This window comes from Prevotella sp. HJM029, assembly GCF_000599605.1.
Lineage (GTDB): Bacteria > Bacteroidota > Bacteroidia > Bacteroidales > Bacteroidaceae > Prevotella.
On the sequence record NZ_KK082665.1, the window covers coordinates 30,490 to 31,170 of the forward strand.

At 45.1% G+C, this 681-nt stretch carries 2 protein-coding genes; both read right to left on the reverse strand.

Annotated features, from left to right (window positions below; translation table 11 throughout):
* Positions 1 to 216: hypothetical protein (locus X919_RS17110; protein ID WP_216592158.1), on the reverse strand; the 216-nt coding region annotated here is incomplete at its 3' end.
* Between the two features lie 150 nt (positions 217 to 366).
* Positions 367 to 681: DUF3408 domain-containing protein (locus tag X919_RS0108430; protein WP_028899737.1), on the reverse strand; the 315-nt coding region annotated here is incomplete at its 5' end.

Below are 681 nucleotides of genomic sequence, written 5' to 3' on the forward strand. Positions count from 1 at the left end.
TTTGTCTCTTAATTCTTGAATGCTGACCGATGAGAACGGAGTGATTACGGTCTTATCTCCCCGATAGTCTGTCGAGGGGAGCTGGGCGCAGTTTGTGGGTACAAACTGACGTCTTGCAATGTCCGTGATAAGACCATTTACGCACGAGGCGTTTTGCAGCCGAAAAGTGAATGCCGTGCATTCTGTGTTTAACTGTGTTCGTGGTGTTCTCATCATTCAGATGTCTGCTTGCTAAAAATATGATGTCATATTTGCCCAAATATGACGTCTCATTTACGAGAATATGACATCATATTTTAATGCGATAGTAGGATTAGAGCGGGAAATAAATCTTTTGAAATTCATCCCTCGCCCCCTTCCTGCGGTTTATAACCTTCTCCATTTCTCTATATCTTCACCATATTCCTCCAGATGCTGACGAACGATGTTCTCCACAAAGCTTGAAAGGTTGCTGCCTCTGTCGCCTAATCTACGCACAATAAAGTCGGCACGCTCCTGTGTCTCCCTGCTCAGATAGACCGCCTTGCGATTGTTTAACTTAGTCGGTACAAGATAGGCTTGCTTGTAGGCTTCGAGTGTTTTCTTTCTCATCTTGGCACTGATACGTCTTTGAACAGTTGCACTCTCAGTGTTCCGTGCAGGCTCGGAGTGCATGGTATTCTCTGTGTCCTGCTTGTTTGT